General features: G+C 44.7%; 23 protein-coding genes. 14 read left to right on the plus strand and 9 right to left on the minus strand.

Annotated features, from left to right (window positions below; all coding sequences use genetic code 11):
* Positions 1 to 159 precede the first annotated feature (159 nt).
* A complete protein-coding gene (locus R7E42_RS07885; protein WP_017634187.1) occupies positions 160 to 1041 on the minus strand; it encodes an AraC family transcriptional regulator in 882 nt (293 codons plus the stop codon).
* 206 nt (positions 1042 to 1247) lie between these two features.
* Here R7E42_RS07885 and R7E42_RS07890 point away from each other — a divergent pair, with 206 nt between their 5' ends.
* The 7 genes from R7E42_RS07890 (at position 1248) to R7E42_RS07920 (ending at position 7782) form a co-directional block, all read left to right on the plus strand.
* Positions 1248 to 2396: an iron-containing alcohol dehydrogenase gene (locus R7E42_RS07890; RefSeq protein WP_054700944.1), complete on the plus strand. Its 1149-nt coding sequence runs from the start codon at positions 1248 to 1250 to the stop codon at positions 2394 to 2396.
* Between the two features lie 294 nt (positions 2397 to 2690).
* The gene (locus R7E42_RS07895; protein WP_005376394.1) at positions 2691 to 3347 is read left to right on the plus strand and encodes a lysoplasmalogenase; all 657 of its coding nucleotides are present in this window, start codon (positions 2691 to 2693) and stop codon (positions 3345 to 3347) included.
* A gap of 162 nt (positions 3348 to 3509) precedes the next feature.
* Complete coding sequence (locus tag R7E42_RS07900) at positions 3510 to 4244, plus strand: amino acid ABC transporter ATP-binding protein (RefSeq protein ID WP_005376395.1); 735 nt, start codon at positions 3510 to 3512, stop codon at positions 4242 to 4244.
* Entirely contained in the window at positions 4244 to 5041 is a 798-nt protein-coding gene (locus tag R7E42_RS07905) for an amino acid ABC transporter permease (RefSeq protein ID WP_005376396.1), read from the plus strand. The genes R7E42_RS07900 and R7E42_RS07905 overlap by 1 nt, the downstream gene beginning before the upstream one ends.
* A gap of 9 nt (positions 5042 to 5050) precedes the next feature.
* The gene (locus R7E42_RS07910; protein ID WP_318072565.1) at positions 5051 to 5869 is read left to right on the plus strand and encodes a transporter substrate-binding domain-containing protein; all 819 of its coding nucleotides are present in this window, start codon (positions 5051 to 5053) and stop codon (positions 5867 to 5869) included.
* An 81-nt stretch (positions 5870 to 5950) separates the two neighbouring features.
* A complete protein-coding gene (locus R7E42_RS07915; RefSeq protein ID WP_062730991.1) occupies positions 5951 to 6871 on the plus strand; it encodes an amino acid ABC transporter permease in 921 nt (306 codons plus the stop codon).
* Positions 6872 to 6963: 92 nt separating this feature from the next.
* Positions 6964 to 7782: an EAL domain-containing protein gene (locus R7E42_RS07920; protein WP_318072566.1), complete on the plus strand. Its 819-nt coding sequence runs from the start codon at positions 6964 to 6966 to the stop codon at positions 7780 to 7782.
* A gap of 106 nt (positions 7783 to 7888) precedes the next feature.
* Here R7E42_RS07920 and R7E42_RS07925 read toward each other — a convergent pair whose 3' ends face one another.
* Positions 7889 to 8422: an RNA-binding S4 domain-containing protein gene (locus R7E42_RS07925; RefSeq protein ID WP_005376400.1), complete on the minus strand. Its 534-nt coding sequence runs from the start codon at positions 8420 to 8422 to the stop codon at positions 7889 to 7891.
* A 226-nt stretch (positions 8423 to 8648) separates the two neighbouring features.
* Between R7E42_RS07925 and R7E42_RS07930 the strand changes: the two genes are divergently transcribed.
* On the plus strand, positions 8649 to 9602 hold the full coding sequence (locus tag R7E42_RS07930) for an endonuclease/exonuclease/phosphatase family protein (RefSeq protein ID WP_213893435.1): 954 nt from the start codon (positions 8649 to 8651) through the stop codon (positions 9600 to 9602).
* A 17-nt stretch (positions 9603 to 9619) separates the two neighbouring features.
* Here R7E42_RS07930 and cra read toward each other — a convergent pair whose 3' ends face one another.
* On the minus strand, positions 9620 to 10600 hold the full coding sequence (gene cra / locus R7E42_RS07935; RefSeq protein ID WP_062730994.1) for a catabolite repressor/activator: 981 nt from the start codon (positions 10598 to 10600) through the stop codon (positions 9620 to 9622).
* 373 nt (positions 10601 to 10973) lie between these two features.
* On the opposite strand from cra, the gene fruB reads away from it, so the two are divergent.
* Genes fruB through fruA form a run of 3 tightly spaced genes read left to right on the plus strand, consistent with a single transcriptional unit; the run spans position 10974 to position 14846 of the window.
* A complete protein-coding gene (gene fruB / locus R7E42_RS07940) occupies positions 10974 to 12107 on the plus strand; it encodes a fused PTS fructose transporter subunit IIA/HPr protein (protein ID WP_053307673.1) in 1134 nt (377 codons plus the stop codon).
* A gap of 9 nt (positions 12108 to 12116) precedes the next feature.
* Complete coding sequence (gene pfkB, locus R7E42_RS07945) at positions 12117 to 13088, plus strand: 1-phosphofructokinase (protein ID WP_213970397.1); 972 nt, start codon at positions 12117 to 12119, stop codon at positions 13086 to 13088.
* Between the two features lie 18 nt (positions 13089 to 13106).
* Positions 13107 to 14846, plus strand: coding sequence for a PTS fructose transporter subunit IIBC (gene fruA / locus R7E42_RS07950; protein ID WP_213871093.1), 1740 nt, complete (start codon positions 13107 to 13109; stop codon positions 14844 to 14846).
* An 82-nt stretch (positions 14847 to 14928) separates the two neighbouring features.
* Here the strand turns inward: fruA and R7E42_RS07955 are convergent, their stop codons facing one another.
* The 4 genes from R7E42_RS07955 to R7E42_RS07970 form a co-directional block, all read right to left on the minus strand.
* Positions 14929 to 15639, minus strand: a complete 711-nt coding sequence (locus R7E42_RS07955; protein WP_064377087.1) for a hypothetical protein — start codon at positions 15637 to 15639, stop codon at positions 14929 to 14931.
* Between the two features lie 175 nt (positions 15640 to 15814).
* Positions 15815 to 18874, minus strand: a complete 3060-nt coding sequence (locus tag R7E42_RS07960; RefSeq protein WP_005386052.1) for an efflux RND transporter permease subunit — start codon at positions 18872 to 18874, stop codon at positions 15815 to 15817.
* Complete coding sequence (locus R7E42_RS07965) at positions 18874 to 19935, minus strand: efflux RND transporter periplasmic adaptor subunit (protein ID WP_005376420.1); 1062 nt, start codon at positions 19933 to 19935, stop codon at positions 18874 to 18876. Before R7E42_RS07965 ends, R7E42_RS07960 begins: the two co-directional genes overlap by 1 nt.
* Positions 19935 to 21008: an efflux RND transporter periplasmic adaptor subunit gene (locus R7E42_RS07970; protein WP_017820965.1), complete on the minus strand. Its 1074-nt coding sequence runs from the start codon at positions 21006 to 21008 to the stop codon at positions 19935 to 19937. Before R7E42_RS07970 ends, R7E42_RS07965 begins: the two co-directional genes overlap by 1 nt.
* A 160-nt stretch (positions 21009 to 21168) precedes the next feature.
* On the opposite strand from R7E42_RS07970, the gene vdeR reads away from it, so the two are divergent.
* Complete coding sequence (vdeR, locus tag R7E42_RS07975) at positions 21169 to 21897, plus strand: efflux transporter transcriptional repressor VdeR (protein WP_005376423.1); 729 nt, start codon at positions 21169 to 21171, stop codon at positions 21895 to 21897.
* A 70-nt stretch (positions 21898 to 21967) separates the two neighbouring features.
* On the opposite strand, the gene gcvT is transcribed toward vdeR, so the two are convergent.
* Positions 21968 to 23086: a glycine cleavage system aminomethyltransferase GcvT gene (gcvT, locus tag R7E42_RS07980; RefSeq protein ID WP_042520787.1), complete on the minus strand. Its 1119-nt coding sequence runs from the start codon at positions 23084 to 23086 to the stop codon at positions 21968 to 21970.
* Between the two features lie 260 nt (positions 23087 to 23346).
* Positions 23347 to 23970 (minus strand): helix-turn-helix domain-containing protein, encoded by a 624-nt coding sequence (locus tag R7E42_RS07985; RefSeq protein ID WP_005376429.1) that lies wholly within the window; start codon positions 23968 to 23970, stop codon positions 23347 to 23349.
* 379 nt (positions 23971 to 24349) lie between these two features.
* Between R7E42_RS07985 and R7E42_RS07990 the strand changes: the two genes are divergently transcribed.
* Positions 24350 to 25645, plus strand: a complete 1296-nt coding sequence (locus R7E42_RS07990) for a serine hydroxymethyltransferase (protein ID WP_005376430.1) — start codon at positions 24350 to 24352, stop codon at positions 25643 to 25645.
* A gap of 53 nt (positions 25646 to 25698) precedes the next feature.
* On the plus strand, positions 25699 to 26079 hold the full coding sequence (gene gcvH, locus R7E42_RS07995) for a glycine cleavage system protein GcvH (protein ID WP_005376432.1): 381 nt from the start codon (positions 25699 to 25701) through the stop codon (positions 26077 to 26079).
* The last annotated feature ends 22 nt before the right edge of the window (positions 26080 to 26101 follow it).

The raw sequence follows: 26101 nt of genomic DNA on the forward strand, positions 1-26101 counted from the left end.
TTTACGAGTTTTCCACACCGCCTCGCAACAATCCACTAAATGATTGCAACAACGTACCTATTATTTGGCACCAGTAACTAATTTTATAACTTAAATAAATATGTCACTCGCAAATTAATAAAAAAGGTAAAAAAAGTCGCCATTTTGAAATAAAGATCACTAAGCCTTTGTTGACCTTGGCGTTTCATTAAAATGCCGCTTGTACTCGCGACTAAACTGTGATGGGCTCGTGTACCCAACCATTCTCGCTGCATCATTAACACGTCGCCCCTCTAACTGGATCAATTCGCGCGCTTTGTTAAGTCGAACTTTCTTAATATATTGCAACGGAGATTCAAGCGTGACATTGCGAAATGCTTGATGGAAAGCAGACACACTCATGTTGGCTTCTTCAGCCAATGCTTGTACGTTCAACTGTTCGTGATACGCTTGATGTACACGATTTAGTGCTTTAGCTACCCTCGCGTAAGAACCTTCTTGATGTGCTAGGTCAAATAAAACATACCCCTCTTTGCTCACCAAAGTACGATACACAATTTCCTCAAGAAGCAGCTCGCCAAGCATGATGACATCAAGCTCGTCACACATTGCTTTCATTAACCGCTTGCACGCATCCAACATACCTTCATTCATACGTACCGACTTAAGGCCGCAACGGGTCGCATCCAGACACTTATTACTGAATTTCTCACCCTCTAATTTTTTAACGAGTTTATGAAGAAGCGTTGGCGAAATATCTATCGAAATGCCAAGTAAAGGCTCATTGTTTGTCGCAAACGCTTCGCACTCTAGTGGCATGGGAACCCCGACAACAAGGTAATCATCGGGCCCATATTGCACTGGTGTATCACCAATATGAATGTTCTTATGCCCTTGACCCAATACGATGATGCCGGACTGATAGACAAACGGCTGGCGATGATTCCCTTTGCTACTGCGATAAAACCATACGCCATCTATCGCTGTTTTCTTCATACCTTCTAGGTCATGCAGCCCCTGCTTTTCAACATATTGCTGCATGATATCTGCGAGAGTGTGCATTAGAGCGCTCCATCAATGACCAACGAGTTTGGTCTCTATTATCGTTTCGAGCACTATACTTCCTCTCGACTTTAACTTTCTAGCTCAAGAGCATTAATTTTGTAGAAATAGGCAAATTATTTGCAGAAATCGACCTGTTAACCATCGTTAATCAGGACTAATATGCATGTATTCAATCTCCTTCACTGGAAGCAAGAGGGCTAATAATGAACTTTTCTTATGTAAACCCAACCAAGATTTTCTTTGGTCAAAAACAAATCGCAGCAATCAAAGAAGCTATCCCATCCGACCAAAAAGTTTTAGTGGTATACGGTGGTGGCTCCATCAAAAAAAATGGCGTGTACGACCAAGTAGCGGAAGCTCTTGAGGGACATGAATGGCTAGAGTTTTCAGGTGTTGAACCAAACCCAACCAAAGAAACACTCGATAAAGCAGTCGCAATGGTAAAAGAGCATGGCGTTGACTTTATTTTAGCGGTAGGTGGTGGTTCAGTCATCGATGGTTCCAAATACGTAGCAGCGGCATCAAAGTACGATGGTGATGGTTGGGATATCATGATTGGTAAGCACCAAGTCACTGAAGCGACGCCTCTAGCTGCAATTTTGACATTGCCAGCAACAGGCTCAGAGTCAAACATGGGCGCAGTTATCACTAAAAAAGAAACTCAAGACAAACTTCCGTTCATGTCTCCAGCAGTGCAGCCAAAATTTGCCGTGTTAGACCCAGATGTAATGAAAACACTGCCAGAACGCCAGCTTATCAACGGCATTGTTGACGCATGGGTGCACGTATGTGAGCAATACTTGACGCTTCCTACCGGTGCAATGGTTCAAGATGGTTACGCAGAAACACTGCTGAAAACTTTAAAAACACTCGGAGAACAGTTTGCGGAACGAGACGACGATATGTGGCGCGCAAACTTAATGTGGTCTGCTAACCAAGCATTGAATGGGTTAATTGGTAGTGGCGTTCCACAAGACTGGGCGACACATATGATCGGCCATGAATTAACGGCTCTATGGGGCGTTGATCATGCGCGTTCTCTTGCAATTGTCCAACCGTCGTTACTTCGTAACCAAATGCAGTTTAAGCGCCCTAAGTTAGAACAAATGGGTCGCAACGTATTTGGTCTTGAAGCAGGTGAGGATTTAGCAGAGCGCACAATCGAAGCTATCGAAGCGTTTTATCATCAACTTGATGTCGCAACTAAGCTCGAAAACTATGGTGAGAGCCGTGAACAAGCTATCGATGCCATCATTGATCAACTAAACAAACACGGCATGACTGTTTTAGGTGAAAACCAGGCGATCACACTTGAACGTAGCCGAGAAATCTTAGAGTTAGCTGTCTCATAACTGCAACAATTCTTCACTGCCCTTCCTAGGGTTTAACGGTATTGTGACTTAACAGTCACAATACCGTTTTTTTATGCTATTTTGTAAGCCACATCACGTTCAAAACGAGGAGGCTTCTAAAAACAACGATTCCCTCCAGACAAAAAATCGGCCGTGTTGGTTAGTAAAGAGACAACTGTCCAGCTTTACACAAATAAAAATAATTGAGATCAAAGAACGAGTTAACTCGTTAATTAAGTTTTGATTTGTTGTAGTGATGTACTACATAATTTTGTCTGTTCGAGAAAACACTTTATGTGGCTAGTTGTTGTCGTATTAGCATTCATACATATCATCAGTATCCGTAAAGGCTCTAAATGGCTCTTTTACGTTTCTAAACCATTACCAGTGCTCTGTATGCTTGGTATTTTAATTCAGTCCCCGGCTTACCCAATGCCATATGCGCATTGGATTTTGATTGGCTTATCGCTCTCGTTGCTTGGTGACGTGTTATTAATGCTCCCTAGAGACAAGTTCATTACAGGATTAGTGCTCTTTTGCTCTGCCCATCTCTCCTATAGTTATGGTTTTGCCATCATGTCAGCGTGGCATTTTACACCTTGGCTCCCAATTGCCTTGTTCGGACTCGGTATATGCGTCTACTGGTTGTTCCGACCGGATCTCGGTAAAGAAAAACGGCCAGTTGCTAGTTATATATTGGTACTGATGACTATGTGCTGGGCTTCGATCGAGTATTATTTGAGTGGGAAAACACAATCCTCCTCTTTTGCAGTGCTCGGAAGCTTTATCTTTATTATCTCTGGCATCGTATTGGCTTTCGAACGCTTTGGAGGACGGTCAATATTTTCACGACAAGTTGTCATGGTGACCTACTATTCTGCACAGACACTAATGGTTATGTCTGTTGTTGCGATTGTTGTTCGTTATCCGTATCTCGTTGAACTGAGTTAGTCATACTCTAGACTGCACCAACATTAAAGAAACATGGATGTCTCTTGTAAGCGATCTGAATAGAGTCTTAAAATCATCGCCTAAACATTAGCTTATTCTTAATGAAATTACGCGCACAACTTGCTATTGTAAAAGGATATTTTTCCGTTATAGCGTGCCCCTTTGAAAGAGAATACTCCCGTCGTTGAGTTTAGCGACGTAAATAAGTGGTATGGCGATTACCACGCTCTAAAAGACATCAACTTCTCCGTGCATTCTGGCGAGATCGTCGTGGTGTGTGGCCCTTCAGGTTCCGGAAAATCAACGCTCATTCGTTGCATCAACCATCTTGAATCGATTCAAGAAGGCCAGCTTCATGTGTTCGACCAGCCTTCTCACGCAAAATCTCTCAAGCCCGGTAAAATCGGCATGGTGTTCCAACACTTTCACCTTTTTCCTCACTTGACTGTACTGGAAAACCTCACCTTAGCGCCGATTCGCACACTCAAATTATCAAAACAAGAAGCTGAAAAACGCGCAAAACATTACCTAAAGCGAGTCAATATTGAAGAGCAAGCGAGTAAGTATCCTATCCAGCTTTCTGGCGGTCAGCAGCAACGCGTCGCGATTGCCCGCTCCTTGTGTATGGAACCGGATTTACTCCTGTTTGACGAGCCAACTTCAGCGCTTGATCCGGAAATGATCAACGAAGTGTTGGATGTCATGGTTGAGCTGGCTCAAAGCGGAATGACGATGATTTGCGTCACGCATGAAATGGGATTTGCCAAAAAAGTAGCGAACCGCGTGGTATTTATGGATGAAGGCCAAATCTTGGAAATGAACTCTCCAGTCGCCTTATTTGAGACACCACAGCATCCACGCACCCAAGCATTTTTGAACCAAATTTTAAGTTACTGATGATAGTTCGCGTAATCAAACCTGTCCTTCAAGCTTTACTGCAAATGACGCTCCTCTTCATAGCGATTGTGTGGGTGTTGGACTCTGGTGCCGACGCTATGGGCTATCAATGGCAATGGGAGCGCGTACCTGATTACATCGCTTTTTATGAAGATGGCGAATGGTGGCCGGCAGAACTTATTGATGGGCTATTGGTCACGCTTAACATCTCTGCTATTAGTCTATTTTTTACCTTAGTGTTGGGGTTGGTCACCGCGTTACTAAGGCTTAGCGATTCGAAAGTCGGCAATGTTATTGGTACCACTTATGTCGAAGTAATACGTAACACGCCGTTGTTGGTGCAAATCTATTTACTCTACTTCGTGTTTGGCCCCGTGATTGGTTTGGACCGATTCAGCACCGCCGTTTTGGCATTATCCCTTTTCCAAGGTGCATACACCGCGGAAATATTCCGTGCAGGTTTAAACAGTATTCCTAAAGGGCAATTCGAAGCAGCACAAACTCTCGGACTATCACCGTTTTACACCTACAAAGACGTGATTTTGCCTCAGGTTTTACAGCGCACATTACCGCCATTAACCAATGAAGTGGTTTCTTTGATCAAAAACTCTTCCATTGTAAGCGTGATGGCGATTTTTGATCTAACGACACAGGCACGCAACATCGTCTCAGAGACGGCGATGCCGTTCGAAATTTGGTTTACCGTGGCAGCAATTTATCTTGCTCTCACTCTGTCACTTTCTGGCTTGTCTGCATGGCTAGAACACAAACTCGGAGCCAGTTGGCGCAAATTATAAGGAGATAACATGAAGTTATTCAAAGCGACCATTACTGCATTATTAGGGCTAGCCATAGCTATGCCTACAATCGCGAAAGAAGATGTCGCCACACCCAATGTAGATCAAATCAAACAACGAGGCACTTTGCGCGTTGGTATGTCAACATTTGTACCTTGGGCAATGCGTAACAAGCAAGGTGAGTTAATCGGTTTTGAAATCGATGTTGCCAAACGCTTAGCACAAGATTCAGGTTTGAAAGTGGAATTCGTACCGACTGCGTGGGATGGCATTATTCCCGCACTACTGGCGAAAAAGTTCGACGTGATCATCGGTGGCATGTCGGTTACGCCTGAGCGTTCCAAAAGCGTCTTGTTTACTGAGCCCTACTCGCACTCAGGCGTTCAAGTAGCAGCAAACAAAGAACTCGCCTCTGGTTTTAGCGAATTTTCGGATTTTGATTCACGACGCGTAAAAATAGCGGCTCGTCGCGGCGCATTCACCGTTCAAGTCGCCAGAGAAACCTTCCCGAAAGCGAAGATCCTGCAATTTGATGACGACGCGCAAGCGTTCCAAGAGGTACTGAATGGTAACGCCCATGCGGTAATTGCTTCTAGCCCAAAACCAGAACATGAGACAGTGAAACACAGCGACAAACTATTCCTTCCATTCTCTGAGCGACTATCAAAAGGTAACGAAGCCTTTGCAGTTCGCTTGGGGGAAGAAGATAAAAAGGCCTTTTTCAATAAATGGATTGAAGCAAGAACCCAAGATGGATGGTTAAAACAACGTTATGAATACTGGTTCTCGACATTAGATTGGCAAGATCAAGTCGCGCAAGGCCAGTAATCTAAATGGCTCGTGGACGCCGCGAGCCTATACTCTCCAATCATCCATTTTACTTTTCCATAACTTATCGGAGTCAAATTTTTGGGCGAACACACTACCACTCGCACAGCACCCGCGAAATCCAGCACAGGCTACCTTTTACCGCAATTAAACACACTAGACTGGGTACTACTTGTCATGTGCGGTATCGGTGGTGTTTGGCTGTACCATCGGTCCACTATTGGTGTGCATTATTTGTGGCAGTGGAAAGAGGCGCTTGAATTACTTTTCACGCCTGGAGCAGATGGTGGTTTGCCCTACTTCTTCCAAGGTTTGATTTCGACGTTAAGGCTCAGTGTTTGGGGCATCAGCTTCGCATTAGCGTTTGGCACTTTGTTAGGCTTAGCACGCTTCTCTCGTTCCGTTTGGTTGCGCACACCTGCCAATGCGTTTATCCAGTTAGTGAGAAACATCCCTCCGTTGGTATTTGTTTTTATTTTCTACTTTTTCATTTCTAACCAATTGATCCCGTTACTTGGTTTGGAAGATCTTCTACGAAACTACAACGGCGAACCAAATGCGCTACAGCACTTTCTGTTTGGGCCTTCGAACCTTTGGGAAAACCTTGCCTCTGGCGTGTTATGTGTCGGCTTACTCTCTTCTGCCTACATTGCAGAAGTTGTGCGCGGTGGTTTACAAAGTATCGACCAAGGTCAGTGGGAAGCGGCTGACTCATTGGGCTTGTCTCGATGGGTGAAATACCGATTTGTTATCGCGCCACAGGTGCTTAAATCAATCACACCTGCACTTGCCGGTCAAACCATCTCTTTGGTGAAAGACACCTCTATTGTTTCACTGATTTCGATACAAGAAATGACGTTTGTTGGGACAGAGATGGCAAATTCATCAGGGTATATATTTGAAATTTGGTTGATTGTCGGCCTTGCTTACTTCTTAATTTGTTTTGGTCTGTCACTTATTTTTCGCCATATTGAAGCAAAATCGGAAGCCATTTCAAATTAACTCAACCGCATATGTAATTAGGCACATTTGATTCTTCAAATCAGAATTGCACCCTGTTACATTGACAAGATGCTAAATTTTCGGCGTTTTTCATGGAGTTAAAGAATCAATCCGACTACGAGCGATACATAAAACAAGATAATCTTGGTGAATATTACGTAGTTCTCAATCAATTCACTTTTCACAGTGTTTATCAGCCAATTTTTGATAGACGCCAACGTATTATTGGTATGGAAGCCTTACTGCGTATTCGTGGCATTGATGGTTCCCTAATTCGTCCTGACGTGTTTCTGGCCAATAATGGTCTTGATCCCTACTTTCGCTTATGTGTAGAGTTTTTATCCAGAGCAATGCACATTCGAAATTTTGCACGCTATTTCGCGGGGACGCCGATCAAACTGTTTCTTAACGTCATGCCTCAAACGCTACTCACACTAACCAAAGACATGGGCTTTAAAGATAACGGCCTGCTTTACAAACGCCTTTCCGAACTTGGTATGAGCCCAACAGACGTAGTTTTTGAAGTAGTCGAAGAGTCACGCGGAGATACGGATTTGTTAATCAAAGCCGTACAGTTAATGAAAGCGAATGGTTTTATCTTTGCTATCGATGATTTTGGCGCCCAACATTCTGATATCGCACGTGTTCAGCAGCTCTGCCCTGACATCATCAAAATCGATCGTTCCTATTTGCTAGACTACTGCGCCGGAGAAACCTTTTCCATACATAGCGCCGTTGATCTAGCGGATCATATGGGAGCAAAAGTCATTATAGAAGGGGTTGAAGAAGACGTGCAGCTACAAGCTATGTATCAACTTAATTTGGATTATTACCAAGGCTTTTACTTAGGAAAGCCTTGCGCCATTCATCACTGGACAGATAGCCTAAACATCGAGACGACAGTGCATTAACACTGCCCACTTACAGCACAGTGAAACCAAAAAAGCGCCGATATAATATGCTCGGCGCTTTTTAGTTTTACTCAGATGTCACTTATTTAGTTAAGCGTTCATTTCCCTAGAAAAAATCAATAGAATTACGTCCGCTCTTCGGATCACGAGTGGCTTGCGGTTTGTCTTCTTTTTTGCCTTTCTTAGCAGACTGAGACAACGCTTCTTTCTGCGCTTTACGCTCTTTATGTGCCGCTTTACGGCCTGTTGATTTAGGCCCAGAGGCTTTAGGTGACTTACTTTGACGAGACTTATCTTTACGAGAAGACTGCGCTTCTTTTTTCGCTTTCTTTTCTGCTTTTTGCTCTGCCGTTTCAGGTTCGGTTACTGGCGCATCGCAAACCACAACATAATATTCCTGGTTAAACTCAAAAAAGTCACCATCATACATCTTGCGGCGCTTACGTGTTTCTAGTTCACCATTCACCGCGACGTAGCCTTCCTCGATGATATGTTTTGCTTCGCCGCCACCGCTGACCAAGTTTGCGATTTTAAAAAGCTTGTACAGTTCGATTGGATGCGCATCAACATCGATGCCAATCGCTTCGATCTCAATCTCTTCGCCTTCTAAATACTCTTCGTGGTCGTAATCTTGGGTCATGTTACTTACTCTTACTATTTGATGCCCTGAAGTTTAAACGCAATGCTTAAAAATAGAAACCTCTGCCGATGTTCAATCACCGATTCGCCTTGGCATTTGAGCACCTCTTAACCCATTTAACTTGTCGCTTGTTAGCTTGTATACCGATGCGTAGCTCAAACGAAGCTGCAATTACGCAACCTGAAGGTATATACTCTCTAAGTTATTGTTGAAAAGAGCGAATACTTTGTCTCAACCAAGTAGAATTACCTTTGTCACTGCGAACTTGTTTAATTTTGTCGCACCGCCTAACGCCTACTATGATTTCGAGAACATATACTCGTTAGAGCAATGGCGAGACAAACTTTCGTGGACGCAACGTCAAGTTGAAAAACTGGAAGGCGACGTGATTGGCTTACAAGAAGTATTCAGTATCGAGAAGACCCAGGCATTCTTTTCAACCATCGGCTACCCCTACTTTGCGACCGTTGACACCCCACATGTTGAGGATGAGTACATTTACTCAAGCCCTGTTGTGGCAATCGCATCTCGGTTTCCAATAGAAAAAGTACAAGCGGTAGAGTTTGACTTAGCAACGCTTGAGCCTTTTGGAGTAAGTGTTGTTCCAGAGTTCAGTCGCAAACCTATCTATGCCCAAGTAATACATCCTGTACTTGGTCATATCGCCGTTTACGTAACGCACCTGAAATCTCAACGCCCAGCCGACTCAGAACAACCAGAAACGTCTAGCACGATTATTGGGCGCTGGTTATCCACCCAGCAAAGAGGCTGGGAAGCAGCGATGTTAAGAGACGCGATGCAAAAGAGGTATCGAAAAGAACCAATGCCGACAGTGTTAATGGGCGATATGAATCAGCCTATCACTCCTATCAGCGTTAACAGCACATTGGTATCCAATACTGGTGACAGCGTCACTGAATTACAACTCAAAGATGGTTGGTTATTGCAAAGTGACACCCTGAAGGATGAACGCCCAGCCACGCACTATCATTTTTCCACTGGGAATGTACTCGACTATATCTTGCTCTCACAAGAGTTTGACACCTTATCAGATATATCGGTTGCCGAGGTTGTTGACTATCAGGTGTCTAACCAACATCTGATCAACCCGATTTATGACAGAGATAAAAACGCCAGCGACCACGCATTTGTGGCACTGACGGCTGAAGTAAAGCTTTGAGCAACCTATTTAGTTACTTAGTGACGTTTCACAATTTTACGCGGGATAAGTTCTACGCCAGGCTTGTAACGCTTGGCGGAAGCATTGAGTGCTAACTCCATTGCGCTGTCCGCGATCAACTCAAACTGTTGAGGCAAAGAGTTGATTTTCACAGGCAAAAAGTCCAGCAGTCGATTATCACCAAATGTCGCTAAACGCACCTTTCCCATCAGTTCTGGTTTTTCTAGCATTACATCCAACACACCTTCTAACAGTGTGTATGACGTTGTAACAATAGCATCTGGCAATGCGTTCTCTGTTAACCATCTCTCTAAGACTTTCTTGCCTTCTTCCCGGGAGAAGTGTTGTCCATAACCCACTGTTGCCGTTTTACCACCTTGTTGAGAAGCAGATAGAAAACCAAGCTCACGCTCTTTTGAGACTTGAAGATCTTGCAATGCACCGATTAAGCCAATGGACTTAATATCCTCTGACAGTACTGACTGAGTGAGTTCAAGTGCGGCATCAAAATCTTCGCTGATGACACAACAAAAGTGCTCATCATCCATTGGACGGTCTAGCGCGATAACTGGCGTACCAGAATTTTGCAACTTAAGATAATACTCGTTTGCAGTGGGCATACCACTTGCCACAAACAACGCATCAATACGACGACTGACTAATGCTTCCGCCACCTTTTGCTCTGTATCAGGATCATCATCAGAGCAGCCAATCAAAATTTGGTACCCCGCTTTCCGAGAGTTTTGCTCTATCAGCTTTGCAAGACGCGCATAACTGGTGTTCTCTAAGTCTGGGATGATAAGCCCAAATGAGCGTGAATTACCTGCCCGCAAGGAAGACGCCGCATGATCTGGCTTATAATTGTACTCTTCTACAACGGCCATCACCTTTTTCTGAGTCTTCTCGCTGATGCGGTATTTCTGCGCTTTTCCGTTAATCACATAGCTTGCAGTTGTCTTAGAAACACCCGCTAATTTGGCTATTTCATCCAGTGTCATATTCTAAACCTTATTCTGTGCGCGCGATCATATTAATACATCAACGATCTTTCGATAAGTTGAATTATAAGCTGAACCGATTCAGTATAAAAGCTGAAAGGATTCAGCAAAACTTAAAAATTGACGTAAATCACCCGAACACGCAACAAACCAATTTGTGAGCTAGGCTATAGGACAGCGGCAAAGGCTCGTTTGTTAACGTCAGTTTTTAAAACAGTTTTTCTGAGTCTTTTAAAAAATTTACCAACAAGCTGAATCGATTTAGCTGGAAATATAAAAGGTTTGAGGAGTGATAAGCGCTCAGAAGAAGCGGCGTTCAACTTCTCACACAGAATACATTTTTAAATTGATACCTTAAGGCTGGAGAAGCACCATGCTTAAGCTAAATAAGAACGACATTACCCTCTCGCAATCAGCGACAGATAAGTTTGAAGCAATAAAGAGTATTGCTCATAGCCTGACTGATAAAGGCCTAGTTGAACGCGGTTACGTTGAAGGCATGCTAAACCGTGAAAACCAAAACTCTACGTTTCTGGGGAACGGTATCGCCATACCGCACGGTACAACCGACACTCGTACAATGGTGAAAACAACGGGTGTTGCTGTGCATCACTTCCCACAAGGTGTCGACTGGGGTGATGGCAATACTGTGTTCGTCGCTATCGGTATCGCAGCTAAATCTGATGAGCACCTTGGCATTCTTAAACAGCTCACCAAAGTGTTAGGCGCAGATGGCGTAGAAGAGCGTCTGCGTAATGCAAAAAACGAAGACGAGATCATCGCCCTACTGCACGGTGATGTTCAGCTTGAAGCAGACTTTGACGCTTCTTTAATTCAACTGATGTTCCCTGCGAGCGACATGCTACAGATGAGTGCTGTTGCAGGTGGCCTGTTAAAAAATACGGGATGTGCTGATAACGAATTCGTTGCTGATCTCGTTACCAAACAACCAACTCACTTAGGTAACGGCCTGTGGTTAATTGGCAGTGACAAACATGTCACTCGCACAGGCGTGTCATTTGTCTCGACGGCAAACGACTGCGAATATGAAGGTCAAAAAGTGCGTGCACTTGTCGCGTTCGCGGCATGTAACAATGCTCACCAACCTATCCTAAAAACGCTTTCTAACATTGTGTTTAACAATGAACACGGCAAGCTTTTAGATGCATCAGTAGAACAGATTCTTGCTTTGTTCAAAGGTGAAGAAGTCACAGCCGCATCTTCAGAAGAAGGCAATACCGCTGTATTTAAAATCAAAAACTCTCACGGCCTACATGCTCGTCCGGGGGCAATGTTAGTCGCAGAAGCGAAAAAGTTTGAATCCACTATACGTGTTGCCAACCTAGACGGAGATGGAAAAGCAGTAAACGCGAAGAGCCTAATGAAAGTCATCGCGCTGGGCGTTAAGCACGGTCACCAACTTCAATTTACAGCAGAAGGCCCTGATGCGCCGCAAGCCTTGGAGTCTATCGGAAATGCAATCGCTTCTGGCCTTGGTGAAGGTTAAGGATCCGATATGACAAACAAAACAAATAAGGTTGTCACTATTACGCTCAACCCAGCATTGGATTTAACAGGTTCAGTAAATGAACTAAACGTTGGTTCCGTGAGCTTAGTACAGCAAAGCAATCTCCACGCTGCTGGTAAAGGTGTCAACGTAGCAAAAGTATTGAGCGATTTAGGCGCAGACGTCACGGTTACCGGCTTTCTCGGTAAAGATAACCCTGAGCTATTTCATCAGCTTTTTAATGACATCAACGTTAAGAATGAATTTGTGGAAGTAGAGGGTGCCACTCGTATCAACGTTAAGCTGGTTGAGGCCAATGGCAACGTCAGTGATATCAACTTCCCTGGCGTTCAAGTAGCGGCCGACGAAATTACTCGCTTTGAGGAGACACTATTTCGTCTAGCGGAGACGCATGATTACTTTGTACTTGCAGGTAGCTTACCTGGAGGCGTAACCGCTGAACAATGCGCTGCATGGATAGAAGCACTGCATCAACAAGGCAAAAAGGTGTTGTTCGACAGTAGCAAAGCCGCATTGAAGTCAGGTATTGATGCTCACCCATGGTTGATTAAACCTAACGATGAAGAACTTGGTGATTTTGTTGGCGAACACCTAGAAACGACTGAACAATGCCAAGCTGCTGCGCAAACACTGAGCGACAAGGGCATAGAAAACATCGTGGTTTCTATGGGACCTGACGGTGTTATGTGGCTCAACCAAGGCGAATGGCTTAGTGCAAAACCGCCTCGAATGCATGTCGTGAGCACCGTTGGCGCAGGCGATACGCTGGTCGCTGGCTTGTGTTGGGGCCACATGCAACTGATGCCTAAAAACGATTTATTGCGCTTCGCTACGGCACTTTCTGCTTTGGCAGTTAGTCAAGTTGGCGTAGGGCTAACCAGTCAGGAAGAACTGGAAAATATCAAGCGACAAACTGAAGTTAGCGCGCTTTACCCTATTACAAACTTAGAACAAAACTAAGGAACAGAAGGTTATCGTATGAATATTGCCATTATTACTGCCTGTCCGAGCGGTGTAGCAAATAGCATCCTTGCGGCAGGATTACTAGAACAAGCCGCCGCAAAATTAAACTGGAATGCCAAAATAGAATGTCAATCAAGTGTGGTTGAACCAACACTATTGACGGAAGCTGACGTTGAACAAGCCGAAGTCATTGTCATTGCGGCAAATACTAGCGTCGACACTTCTCGTTTTGTAGGAAAAAAGGTTTACCAAGCGGAAATTAGCGAAATAGCAAAAGACGCAACTGCGTTTCTCCAGCAAGCGGTTGAAAACGCCACTTTACTTGAAAAAGCAACCACACTTGCAGCCCCTATCACTGCAGATACAACATCAGCAGCGAAGAAAATTGTTGCAATCACCGCTTGCCCTACTGGCGTTGCGCATACCTTTATGGCGGCAGAAGCTTTAGAAGAAGAAGGCAAGCGTCGTGGCCATCAAATCAAGGTGGAAACTCGTGGTTCAGTTGGCGCTAAAAACCAACTGACTGAGCAAGAAATTGCAGACGCCGATCTGGTGATCATTGCTGCGGATATTGAAGTGCCACTTGATCGCTTTAACGGCAAAAAGATGTACCGCACGAAAACTGGTCCAGCTCTGAAGAAAACAGCCGAAGAGATGGACAAAGCATTCGAGCAAGCCACGGTGTATCAACATTCTGGTTCAGCTAACTCTTCATCTTCCACCGAAGAGAAAAAAGGCGCTTACAAACACCTAATGACGGGTGTTTCGCACATGCTTCCTGTCGTCGTTGCAGGTGGTTTGATCATCGCTCTATCTTTCGTGTTCGGTATTGAAGCATTTAAAGAAGAAGGCACACTAGCAGCAGCCTTGATGAACATTGGTGGTGGCTCTGCATTCGCATTGATGATTCCTGTACTTGCTGGTTACATCGCGTTCTCAATTGCTGACCGTCCGGGTCTGGCTCCTGGTCTTGTTGGCGGTATGCTAGCAAGTTCAACGGGTGCTGGTTTCCTAGGTGGTATCGCAGCTGGCTTCATTGCCGGTTATGCAGCGAAGCTCCTTGCGGACAAAGTAAAACTCCCACAATCGATGGAAGCGCTTAAACCAATTCTGATCATTCCATTTGTAGCAACATTGTTCACTGGCCTTGTCATGATCTACATCGTAGGCGGCCCAGTTTCAGGCATCATGAACGGCCTGACTGACTTCCTAAACAACATGGGTTCTGACAGTGCAGTACTACTGGGTATTATCCTTGGCGCAATGATGTGTTTCGACCTAGGAGGCCCTGTCAACAAAGCCGCTTACGCATTTGGTGTTGGCCTTCTGGCTTCACAAACTTACGCACCAATGGCGGCAATCATGGCCGCAGGTATGGTTCCTGCGCTAGGTATGGGTTTAGCGACCTTCATTGCGAAGAACAAATTTGAACAAAATGAACGTGAGGCTGGTAAAGCATCATTTGTCTTGGGCCTGTGTTTCATCTCTGAAGGCGCAATTCCATTTGCTGCGAAAGATCCAATGCGCGTGATTCCATCTTGTATGGCAGGTGGCGCGCTTACTGGTGCCCTATCGATGCTATTCGGTGCGAAATTAATGGCACCACACGGCGGTCTATTCGTGCTGCTAATTCCTAACGCAATTTCACCAGTATTAATGTATTTAGTGGCTATTGCAGCGGGTACAGCGGTAACTGGCTTTACTTACGCATTCTTAAAAAGCAAAGCAGAAGCGAAGCAAGAAGTCGCAGCTTAATTAGAGCGACTCCGGTTAACAATGCCACCCTCGAATTTGGCATTTAGCACCTCCCTTTAATTCCGGTTAAGGGAGGTGTTTTTTATTCCGCAGCCGGAACGGCTACAATGTCTACTTCCCCACTGCTCATATCCACCGTTGCTTGATAAGCGCTATGCGGGTCACCGTAGTGCTTGAAGGTAAAGTGGTAAACGTTAGCTGGCGTCCACAAGGTTTTTGACTCTGCGGGCAGAATGTCATAGCCGTCTTGCTGATAAAGCTCTGTCGCCATTACATTTGCGATTGCCGCCTGCTGGTTAGCGTCTCGATCCACCTTTGGCTCTAGTGACGGGTTACTTGGATAAGACTCACCGTTGTAACTCATGAGTCGATATGAGCCATTACTCCAAACGATAAAGTCCTGCCAACCATTACTGTAACTATCGGCTAGTACAATAGGCGTGCGAGTTACCGACATTCGATTAATAACGTTTCCCTCATTATCAAACATATATGCAGAGCAGCCACCACTACCACAGAAATAGCGATCTTGAAGCAACACTATGTGTTCTGCCTTTCCGTCGCTGTTTAGGTCGGCGCTACCCGATAGATAACGTAGATTGTCTTGCTCGAGCGACAACCCTTCAGGGGCTAAAACCTTACTATCAATCCAACTGGAAATGACTTCAGCACTAACACTGTTAATTTTAGGGGCAGGTTGTTTGGTTTCTGTCGGCATGCTATCCGTCGCGGTGCAGCCAACCAAAGTGAAAGAACCAACGAAGAAGAGTCCGTTTAATATGCGCTTATTCATGTAATCTCAATCTTTGATGTGTCGTTACATCAGTATACGCATGATTTGCATTGTAATCGTAAGAAAATCATTAAAATCAAGCAAATGAATGGTTTGGTATGTATTAGTAAGATCAAAAAAGCCCTGAAGAAAACCTTCAGGGCTAGACAGGAAGCTGGCAAATAGCCAGGAGTCCCTATGCAGTGGTCGGTTTTACCCTAAACAGAATTGCAAACATCACTGGCACCACTATCAGTGTCAGTACAGTAGCAAAACCAAGACCTGCCATAATCGTTATTGCCATCGAGCCAAAGAAGGCGTCGAAGACCAGTGGAATCATCCCCAAGATAGTTGTTAGTGCCGCCATACTTACCGGACGAACGCGGCTTATCGCACTATCAACAATCGCGAGGTAAGGATCTTTACCAGACTCCAACTCAAGGTTAATTTGGTCAAGCAACACAATACCGTTTTTCAAAATCATGCCACTTAGGCTTAACAAACCAAGGAATGCTGTAAAACTGAACGGCATGTTCGTGGTAAGCAAACCAAAAGCAACGCCAATGATCGCTAACGGAACGGTGAACCAAATGACCAACGGCTTTTTGATTGAGTTAAACAATAAAATAGTAATGATGAACATCAACAAGTAACCCATCGGCAATGAACCGAATAGGCCTTCTTGTGCATCTTTGGATGATTCGTACTCACCACCCCATGTGATTTCGTATCCTTCTGGAACATGCAATGCCATCACTTTAGGCTGTACACGAGCAAATAAGCTTGCTGCCGTGTCGTCACTCAACACATCATGGTCCGCGAGAACGGTTAACGTACGCTTACGGTCACGACGCTGAATTAGCGGCTCACTCCAATCCAGTTGAACGCCATCAATCACTTGATCAACCGGAATATACGTTTGCAACGAAGGACTCCAAATGGTCACGTTTTGTAGTGATTCAAAATCTACGCGTTCTTCTTCAGGAAGGCGTGTCATAATTGGCAACGTATGTGTACCATCACGCAAGTAACCTAAGGTGCTACCACCAAATGCCATTTGCAGTGTGCTTGAAAGATCTTCTTTCGAAATACCTAAGCGACGAGCTTTAGACTCATTGAAAACGGGTACAAGTTCCTTGGTGCGTTCTCGCCAATCGTGACGAATGTTTCGGGCACCAGGATCGGTATGAAGGATGTCTTCAACTTGCACCGCCAAGTCACGTAAAACTTGTGGATCAGGGCCAGTAATACGCGCTTCGATCTTAGACGCTGGTGATGGACCAAATTCCATCAATTTAAACTGGAACGTAGGCGCATCAAATGTTTTCGCAAGATTCGCATCTAACTTATGCAGCAAACCAAACATTTTCTCACGATCAGTCGCGCGAACTTGGAACTGAGCGTACGCTTCGTAACTTTTTTCTGGTTGATAGGTTAAAGCAAAACGCTGTAGGCCCTGCCCAATCGAAGCAGAAACAAAGTCAATATCATCTTGCTGACGAATGTAGCTTTCGACCTCTTCAGCTTTTTTGATCGTTTCACGAATGTCAGTACCCTCTGGCATCCACATATCCACGTAGAACATCGGCGTATTCGATGGTGGGAAGAACTGCTGTTTTACATTACCAAATGCCACGACAGCACCCACTAATAGCGCCACCATGCCAGCAACGGTAAGCCAGCGGAATCGCAATGCAAATTTCAGCGATGCCCCAAATACGACAAACAACCAGCCTTTATAAGGATCATCTTCGCTAGTACCCTGCTCTTTGTTTTCCTCTTTCAACAAAAGATCGGCAAGGAAAGGCGTCAGTGTAATGGCGGTAATCCAGCTTAAAAATAGTGAGAAACACAGCACCCAGAATAGAGAGCCCATGAACTCACCTGTCGCATCTTGCGACAAACCGATAGGTGCAAAAGCCGTAATTGCAATAACAGTTGCGCCCAGCAAAGGCCATTGTGTTTGCTTTACAATATCGACAGCCGCTTGAACTTTGGTACGCCCTTTCTTTAGGCCAACCAATATGCCTTCCACGACAACAATCGCGTTATCAACCAGCATACCCAAGGCAATAATTAACGCGCCAAGAGAAATACGATGCAGTTCGATGTTGTTGTAATTCATCAAAATGAAGGTACCAAATACCGTCAATAACAACACAACTCCAATGATGACACCACTGCGTAAACCCATAGTAAACAGCAACACAATGATTACGATCGCCACTGCCTCCGCTAGACTAATTACAAACGCTTTAACAGATTCATCCACCTCATTGGCTTGGTTGTAAAAGTAGTTCATATCGATGCCAGCAGGCTTGATAGACTCAAGGCTCGCGAGCTCCGCATCCAAACGTTCACCAACCTCAACCACATTCACACCCGATGCAAACGAGATACCGATATTAATCGCTTTTTGACCGTTAAAGAGTACGACGTTGCTTGGCTTCTCTTGAATACCGCGAGAAATCGTTGCTACGTCTTTTAGACGAATTAGATTTCCTGTGTCACGGCCATGAATGATCAGATTTTCTAGTGCTTCTACTGTGTTTAAGGTGCCGCTTGGGCGAATAACAAGGCTTTCGCCATTGACCATCACTTCACCTGCTGAAACCACATTGTTTTGCTGGTTCAACAAGCTCGAAACCACATTCATGTCTAAGTTCAGTGCAGCAAGGCGATCAAGTGAGATCTCAACGAATAGCATTTCTTGCTGATCGCCCGTGATGTCTACCTTACCAACACCATCAACAAGCTCGATTTCACGGGTCAGGTAATCCGCATAACGTTTCAGCTCTACATAGTCGTAATCGTCACCAGTGAGCATTAACATCACGCCATAAACGTCACCGAAATCATCAATGATCTGTAAAGACTGAACACCTTGAGGCAATGATGGTCGTAAATCATTAATTTTACGGCGCATTTCATCCCAAATTTGCGGCAGTTCATCAGGACCATAGTCCATTTCCATGCTCACCGTTATTTGAGACATACCATTAGAAGACGTAGAGGTAATTTTGTCGATATAAGGGAGTTTTCGAATCTCTTTTTCTAGAGGATACGTCAGCTCTTCTTCAACTTCTTTTGACGTCGCGCCAGGGTATGTTGAGATGATCATGGCATCTTTGATCGTAAATGCCGGGTCTTCTAATCGTCCAAGCTCCAAAAATGACGTTAAACCACCAACAGCAAGGATAATAATGAACAACCAGCTGATGACTTTGTTTTTTATTGAATACTCAGCAATGTTCATTATTGGTTATTCTCCACAACATCCACATGTTTACCTTCGCGTAATTTACGCAGATTTGAATTAATCAGAATATCGCCCTGGCTAACACCTGACGACACAATGGCTCCATTGCCATTCACTTGAGAAATCATGACAGGCACTCGTGTGACAATGTCACCTTCTTTTTTCCACACAAAGAACTCATTCCCTTCACTGCCTGCTTGAAGCGCCGTGACAGGAACACTGTAACCATCAATAGAGGTAATGCCCGCCTTCACCATATCGACCAAAACGCTTACGCTGGTTCCCGGCAATATCTCTGTTTTTGGCTGTGGCATCGTCAAGTACATTTCGTAGGTTTGAGTTTCAGCGTTGGGTTCACTTGTGTGCTCTAAATAGTCCAAAGCAAATCTGCCATCGATGCCGGAAAAGGTTGCTCTAGGCTTGTAGCTCATGCTGTCTGAGTTTGGGTCTACCATCGCTAAAACATTGTCGGAAAGCTCAATACGCACGTAAACCAAATCGTTTTGGTATAGGTTTAACACGGGTTCACCAATTGCCACACGCTCAAAACGTTCTTTGAAAACATCAGATACTTTACCGGCGAAAGGGGCGAATAAACGGGTGTAATTCAATTGATTGGTCGCGTTATAGAAAGTAGCCTCAGCTAGCTCTTTATTGGCGGTTAGCTCATCAAGTTCCGCTTTTGAAATCATTTGACGTGCATGCAAGTCTTCACCGCGTTTAAGCTGACGAATTGCAAGTGTGTATTGTGCTTCTGCGTCATTCACGGCTTGCTTCTCTTTGCTATCATCTAGCTTTGCGATCATTTGCCCCTGCTTAACAACGTCACCCGCTTTAACCAATACGTGCTGAACTTCCCCAGCGCGGCGAAATGCCATTGGCGTTTGCTCTGCAGGCACTACTATGCCTTTGAACGCGCGATGTTGACTTTGTACTGGTGCATCCACCGAGATAGTCGACACAAAAAGTGGCTGCTCGACGATAGCTTGGTTTTCATTTTTGCACCCTGTTAAAACTGCAAGTGCAATCGCAGAGATCGTAAGTAGAGAACGTTTCATTAAATGCCTCCCTCACGAACCCAAGCTTTCACCACTTGTCCTTCAACCAGTCTCTCAACACCAGCAATAACAACGTAATCATTGTTATCAAGCCCGGCTTTCACACCACCTGCTGCGTCAAGTGAGACAGTGACTTTATTGACCTGCTGCGTGCTTCTGTCCATTACCCAAACTTCACCTTGCGTCCCATTTTTGTTGACCCAAGCAGACTGAGGTAACGTCATCGCGTCCGATACATGTTGTTTAGCAATGTGTACCTGCCCTGTCATACCTGTCAGCAAATTGCGATCTTCTGGTCGAGTGATGGTCACGATCGCCTCATAGCTATTGGTATCGATGTTTGGCTGCGTCGAAATTTCTTTAAATTGCCCAGGAATACGTTTTCCTGGCTCGCTATCCATCGTCACCCACATATCGGAGTTTTGCAGTGACTCAAGTGATACAGATTCCGCATAACTTACAGGCAAGGTGAAAGATACATCCAACGTCGTGTTATCAATGAGATTCAAGATCTCCTGCTTCTCTGCTACTACTTGAAACGGGTTGACATAGGTATATGACACAATGCCATCAAACGGTGCGTGAATTTTGGTATAGCTCAAATCGGTTTTAGCTTGTTCGTAGTTCGCCAATGCCGCTTTATATTGAGTTTCTTTCTGATCGTACTCATCAGTACTAATGAGTTTTTTTCCGTAAAGGTTTTTCGCGCGGTCCCATTGTGTTTTCGCTAACGCGTACTGCGCTTGAGCGGCATCTAACGCAAGCTGAAGATCTTTAGGGTCTAACGTTGCAAGCACTTCACCTTTTTGGACCTTTTGGCCCATGCGTACACGTAATTCATCAACCTCTCCACCAACCTGAAAAGAAAGCTGCGCGCGATGTGTTGCATCAATACGCGCTAAAAAGGCGTGCGAGTCTTCAAGTTCTAGGTCTTTCACCGCCAGTAATTTTACAGGTTTGATTAAAGGTTCAGACGGCTCAGAAATGGCTTTATTACACCCAGTTAGCATCCCAGAAAGACTTAATGTCACCACTGCGCCAACTAAAGTGCGCTTTAAATATTGTTTTCGCACCCGCTTTCTCCGTAGGTTTTATATATTACACAGCCGTGCAGTATAAGCAGAATTTGAAATTGATCAACATATTTTCCAGGTGGATAGCAAATTAATTAGTCAAAGCGTTCGGTTTCTGGTAAAAGTAAGCGCGTGATTAATATTCGGGAAAATTCGAACTATGAATGAAAGAAAGCAGGGGCGTAGAAGTGCTGAAGCAGCAGAACAAACTAAGTGTCTGATCCTTAAAGTGGCAGCAGATATGTTTTGTGAACTTGGTTACGAGCGTGTCTCGCTGCGCAATATCAGTGAAAAGGCTGGTGTTTCACATAGTTTGATCCGTCACCACTTCGGCAGCAAAGAGAAAATCTGGCAAGCGGTTAGCGATGCAATGGACGAGTTCATGCAGTGCTATATGGCTGAACTCATCAATGAAATGCCGGAGAACACACCTTCGAATAGAAAAATTTATCTGTTTATGGTTCGCATGCTAGCATTTGCTCTCGTCAATCCTCATCCAGTACAGATGATCGCCGATGCCATTCGACAAGGCGATGACGGTGCTCTACTGCAGTATTTCTTAAAGTCAAAAGATGAGTTCGCTGCAATATTTACCGGAATTTTCGAGCAGTACAACAGCGAAAACCCTAATGCACAATTTGATCAGTGGGAATCAAAGTGGCAAATGTTGATCTTCGCACATGGTGCTGTCAGTCTCGCGCCAATGATGCAAGAAACATGGCCGGATATTGCAGATAATCGCGAAAAACTGCTGATCAAGCATTGGGAATTGTTTAATACCATTATGGCCTCTCAATTTGGGATCCCAAAAGAAGAGATGATTCATCCGGAAAAGCTTGAAGATATCGTTATTGATATGTGCTGTACTATTGATGAAGCAGTAAACTAAAAGCAAACAAGCGAAAAGAAGACATAAAAATGCCGAGCTACAAAGCTCGGCATTTTTGTTTCAATTCGTTTTAACCACGGTAGTAGCGTTGTGGTACGAACGGCATTTTTTCAACTGTCATTGGTAGCATTTTGCCACGCACTTCAGCGAACACTTCAGTACCAATCGCCGCCAAATCCGCACGAACATACCCCATTGAGACTGGCTTACCTGCATTCGGGCCCGCCGTACCGCTGGTTACAACGCCAATTTTAACGCCGTCAGCATCAAACAGTTCAACACCTTCACGCACTGGCGCTTTGGTTTGACCTACTAGCCCCACACGCTTACGCGCCACATCTTTAGTCTCAATCTGCTTAAGAATAATGTCTGCGCCAGGGAAACCACCTTCACGTTCACCACCAATACGACGAACTTTTTGGATACCCCATAGCAAGCTCGCTTCAACGGGTGTTGTTGTTGTGTCTAGGTCATGACCGTATAGACAAAGGCCACACTCAAGACGAAGTGAATCACGAGCACCAAGGCCAATCCATTCAACTTCATCTTCCGCAGTCAGTTTACGTGCTAGCTCTTCCGCTTTGTCAGCAGGAACCGAGATTTCGTAACCGTCTTCGCCTGTATAACCACTACGAGAAACAATGCACTCGGCGCCTAAAATATCGACTTTACGAATATCCATGAACAGCATTTCAGAAACTTCTGGTGCAAAACGCACCAATACAGCCGCCGCTTTAGGGCCTTGGATTGCAAGTAGAGCTCGGTCTTCGATAATTTCTAGCTCAACACCAGATGGTAAATGCGCTTGTAGGTGTGCGATATCTTGCGCTTTACATGCTGCGTTCACAACCACAAACAGATGATCGCCTAGGTTAGCCACCATCAAGTCGTCCATGATGCCGCCCTCTTCATTAGTGAAAAAAGCGTAACGCTGTTTACCAGACTCAAGATCCACAATATCCACTGGGACTAATGTTTCTAGGAACGCAGCTGCACCGTCACCAATTAGGCGAAGCTGTCCCATGTGAGAAACATCAAACAGACCTGCCGCATCACGAGTATGTAAGTGTTCCTTCTTTACGCCTAGAGGATACTGAACAGGCATATCGTAACCCGCGAACGGGACCATTTTGGCACCAACTTCAACGTGAAGTGCGTGTAGTGGTGTTTTCAGTAGTTCTTGAGTCATTTTCGTCTCCATTTAGATAGACCCGAGAATGCTATCGGCATTCGATGTGTTTCCAATAATAAACATGGCTCATTCTATTTTGCACGAACAAGACGTAGATCGACTTGCAAAAGTGTGACTCTTAACATTTTAATCACAACAAATCGTACAAAAAAAGCGCTTTAATGAGCAAGTTCTCATCAAAAAAGCGCTTTTTCATCATAACGACCACCAACAGCAATCGTTTGCTTTCACTATAGGAAATTTACAAGTATTTATCACTATTTGGCTGTCACCCACAAAATGAGCGCATCTTCCTCGCTAACACTGGTCAACATATGTCCCATATTTGCATCGTAATAAACGCTGTCTCCCTCGCTTAAAACAACAGGTTCGTAAAACTCAGAATAGAACATAACCTCGCCAGATAAGATAAGTAAAAATTCTTCGCCGTCATGACGAACCCAGTCTTTATATTCATCAAAACTACGAGCTCGAATTTGGCTCTTAAACGGCATCATTTTCTTATTGGAAAGTTGTGTCGCGAGCAGTTCATGTTCATAGGTTTGTGTTGGGTGTGGTTTACCTTCATTCTTCTTGGTAACATCCCTGCGCCCTGTCGCTACCTTTTTTCTAGGTGGCTCAAAGAGTTGTGGCATGTCAATTTGTAAGCCTAGTGCCAATTTTTGCATCGCTTGAAACGTCGGGGAGATCTGCTCATTTTCTATTTTGCTCAGTGTAGATCGAGCAAGCCCGGTTCGCTGACTGGCCTCTTCTAATGTGATACCGAGTTTCGAGCGGATATCCTTAATACGCTGGCCCAGTTTTAACGGCTCAATATTTTGGTCATGTTGCTCTTTTGCCAACGTCATCGATGGGTATTCATCGTAAATACTTTCTGCCATAAATCCCTCTATAGATATCCATATTTTTTGTCTTACTCGCATTGTGCATGAAGCACATAGTGGATAGAAGTCCACCAAGTGAATTAAACCGTGCTCTTGTTAACAAATTTTGAAATCTTGTTTCCTATAGGAAATTTTTGGTTGATTGTTCCCGTCACAGGCGCTATGTTACCAACTTGTTAGATGTAGAGATGCATATTTCCGTAAGAGATTGGTAAAGGAAACACGCAATCCAACGGAGTTTTTGCCCAAATTTAGGGCCGGATGTTCACTCTGTTCTGCTACGCAGTTCAGCTGTTTTTGAGGACAAATGAACCACAACCGCAAATCATAACTCATCTATTGCGGGTTCATTTTCAGATTTGGAAGGTCAACTACCATGAATAAGAGTTACCCTAACCACAGCTTGGAAAACTTTTTCTCTACCAACCTCTCTGCGACAGATGATGCTGTCTTTGCTGGAATTCAAGCGGAATCCGCTCGCCAAAACGAACAAATCGAACTTATCGCTTCTGAGAACATTGTTTCTAAAGCGGTAATGCAAGCTCAAGGCACATGCCTAACAAACAAATACGCTGAAGGTTACCCAGGTCGTCGTTACTATGGTGGTTGTGAGCACGTAGATACAGTGGAAGCCATTGCTATCGAACGCGCAAAAAAACTTTTCAATTGTGAATACGCAAACGTTCAACCACACTCAGGCGCACAAGCAAACGGCGCAGTAAAACTGGCACTGCTTCAACCTGGTGACACCATTCTTGGTATGTCTTTAGACGCAGGTGGTCACCTGACTCACGGTGCACGCCCTGCACTTTCCGGTAAATGGTTTAATGCAGTTCAATACGGTGTTGATCGCGAAACACTAGAAATCAACTACGAAGATGTTCGTGAGCTAGCACTTGAGCACCAACCTAAAATGATCATCGCAGGTGGTAGCGCCATTCCACGTACTATCGACTTTGCAAAATTCCGTGAAATCGCAGACGAAGTAAATGCAATTCTTATGGTCGACATGGCGCACATCGCTGGTCTTATCGCAACAGGCGCACACCCTAGCCCACTGCCACACGCACACGTTGTTACGACTACAACACACAAAACATTGCGTGGCCCTCGCGGCGGTATGATTCTTACTAACCACGAAGACATCATTAAGAAAATCAACTCAGCCGTATTCCCTGGCCTACAAGGTGGCCCACTGATGCACGTTATCGCAGCCAAAGCGGTCGCATTTGGTGAAGCGCTTGGCCCTGAATTTAAAACTTATATTGATTCGGTGATCAATAACGCAAAAGTCCTAGCGGAAGTATTGCAAACTCGCGGTTGCGACATCGTAACTGGTGGCACAGACACGCACCTAATGCTGGTTGACCTTCGTCCGAAAGGGTTGAAAGGCAATAAAGCAGAAGAAGCTCTAGAGCGTGCTGGGATCACATGTAACAAAAATGGCATCCCATTCGATACAGAGAAGCCTATGATTACATCGGGCATCCGTTTAGGAACGCCTGCGGGTACAAGCCGCGGCTTTGGCGCTGAAGAATTCAAACTCATCGGTAATTGGATTGGTGACGTACTGGACGGTTTAGTGAACAACCCTGAAGGTGACGCAGAAGTTGAAAAACGCGTTCGCAAAGAAGTAAAAGAACTTTGCAGTCGCTTTCCTCTATACCAGTAAACGATTTTTTTGAAATCATAATAATTCCTGACAAGTTATGCGGAGATTAAGCAATGGACAAAACACTGAAGTTTGCAGATAGCCACGAGTGGGTACGTGACAACGGTGACGGCACAGTAACAATTGGTATTTCTGAGCATGCACAAGAAATGCTAGGTGACGTGGTATTCGTTGACCTACCAGACGTAGAAGACGAAGTTGAAGCAGGTGAAAGCTTCTCTCTCGTTGAATCTGTAAAAGCAGCGTCAGACATCTACGCACCAATCACTGGTGAAATCGTAGAAATCAATGAAGAACTAGAAGACAGCCCAGAGCTAATTAACGAAGAGCCGTACGAAGGTGGCTGGATCGTAAAAGTGAAGATGTCTGATGTATCTGAACTAGATAACCTGAAAGACGCAGACGAATACCTAAACTCTATCGAAGAAGAGTAATTAGGATGTGACGAAAGCTGTT

Source organism: Vibrio sp. Vb1337 (assembly GCF_033338715.1).
Classification (GTDB): Bacteria; Pseudomonadota; Gammaproteobacteria; order Enterobacterales; family Vibrionaceae; genus Vibrio; species Vibrio alginolyticus.

Bases quoted from the DNA above. Each gene is read 5' to 3' on its own strand.
- R7E42_RS07920 (WP_318072566.1), top strand. From the start codon at position 6,964: ATGGAGTTAAAGAATCAATCCGACTACGAGCGATACATAAAACAAGAT.
- fruA (WP_213871093.1), top strand. From the start codon at position 13,107: ATGAATATTGCCATTATTACTGCCTGTCCGAGCGGTGTAGCAAATAGC.
- fruB (WP_053307673.1), top strand. From the start codon at position 10,974: ATGCTTAAGCTAAATAAGAACGACATTACCCTCTCGCAATCAGCGACA.
- R7E42_RS07955 (WP_064377087.1), bottom strand. From the start codon at position 15,639: ATGAATAAGCGCATATTAAACGGACTCTTCTTCGTTGGTTCTTTCACT.
- R7E42_RS07960 (WP_005386052.1), bottom strand. From the start codon at position 18,874: ATGAACATTGCTGAGTATTCAATAAAAAACAAAGTCATCAGCTGGTTG.
- gcvT (WP_042520787.1), bottom strand. From the start codon at position 23,086: ATGACTCAAGAACTACTGAAAACACCACTACACGCACTTCACGTTGAA.
- R7E42_RS07925 (WP_005376400.1), bottom strand. From the start codon at position 8,422: ATGACCCAAGATTACGACCACGAAGAGTATTTAGAAGGCGAAGAGATT.
- gcvH (WP_005376432.1), top strand. From the start codon at position 25,699: ATGGACAAAACACTGAAGTTTGCAGATAGCCACGAGTGGGTACGTGAC.
- R7E42_RS07965 (WP_005376420.1), bottom strand. From the start codon at position 19,935: ATGAAACGTTCTCTACTTACGATCTCTGCGATTGCACTTGCAGTTTTA.
- R7E42_RS07905 (WP_005376396.1), top strand. From the start codon at position 4,244: ATGATAGTTCGCGTAATCAAACCTGTCCTTCAAGCTTTACTGCAAATG.
- R7E42_RS07885 (WP_017634187.1), bottom strand. From the start codon at position 1,041: ATGCACACTCTCGCAGATATCATGCAGCAATATGTTGAAAAGCAGGGG.
- R7E42_RS07890 (WP_054700944.1), top strand. From the start codon at position 1,248: ATGAACTTTTCTTATGTAAACCCAACCAAGATTTTCTTTGGTCAAAAA.
- R7E42_RS07985 (WP_005376429.1), bottom strand. From the start codon at position 23,970: ATGGCAGAAAGTATTTACGATGAATACCCATCGATGACGTTGGCAAAA.
- cra (WP_062730994.1), bottom strand. From the start codon at position 10,600: ATGACACTGGATGAAATAGCCAAATTAGCGGGTGTTTCTAAGACAACT.
- R7E42_RS07895 (WP_005376394.1), top strand. From the start codon at position 2,691: ATGTGGCTAGTTGTTGTCGTATTAGCATTCATACATATCATCAGTATC.
- pfkB (WP_213970397.1), top strand. From the start codon at position 12,117: ATGACAAACAAAACAAATAAGGTTGTCACTATTACGCTCAACCCAGCA.
- R7E42_RS07990 (WP_005376430.1), top strand. From the start codon at position 24,350: ATGAATAAGAGTTACCCTAACCACAGCTTGGAAAACTTTTTCTCTACC.
- vdeR (WP_005376423.1), top strand. From the start codon at position 21,169: ATGAATGAAAGAAAGCAGGGGCGTAGAAGTGCTGAAGCAGCAGAACAA.
- R7E42_RS07910 (WP_318072565.1), top strand. From the start codon at position 5,051: ATGAAGTTATTCAAAGCGACCATTACTGCATTATTAGGGCTAGCCATA.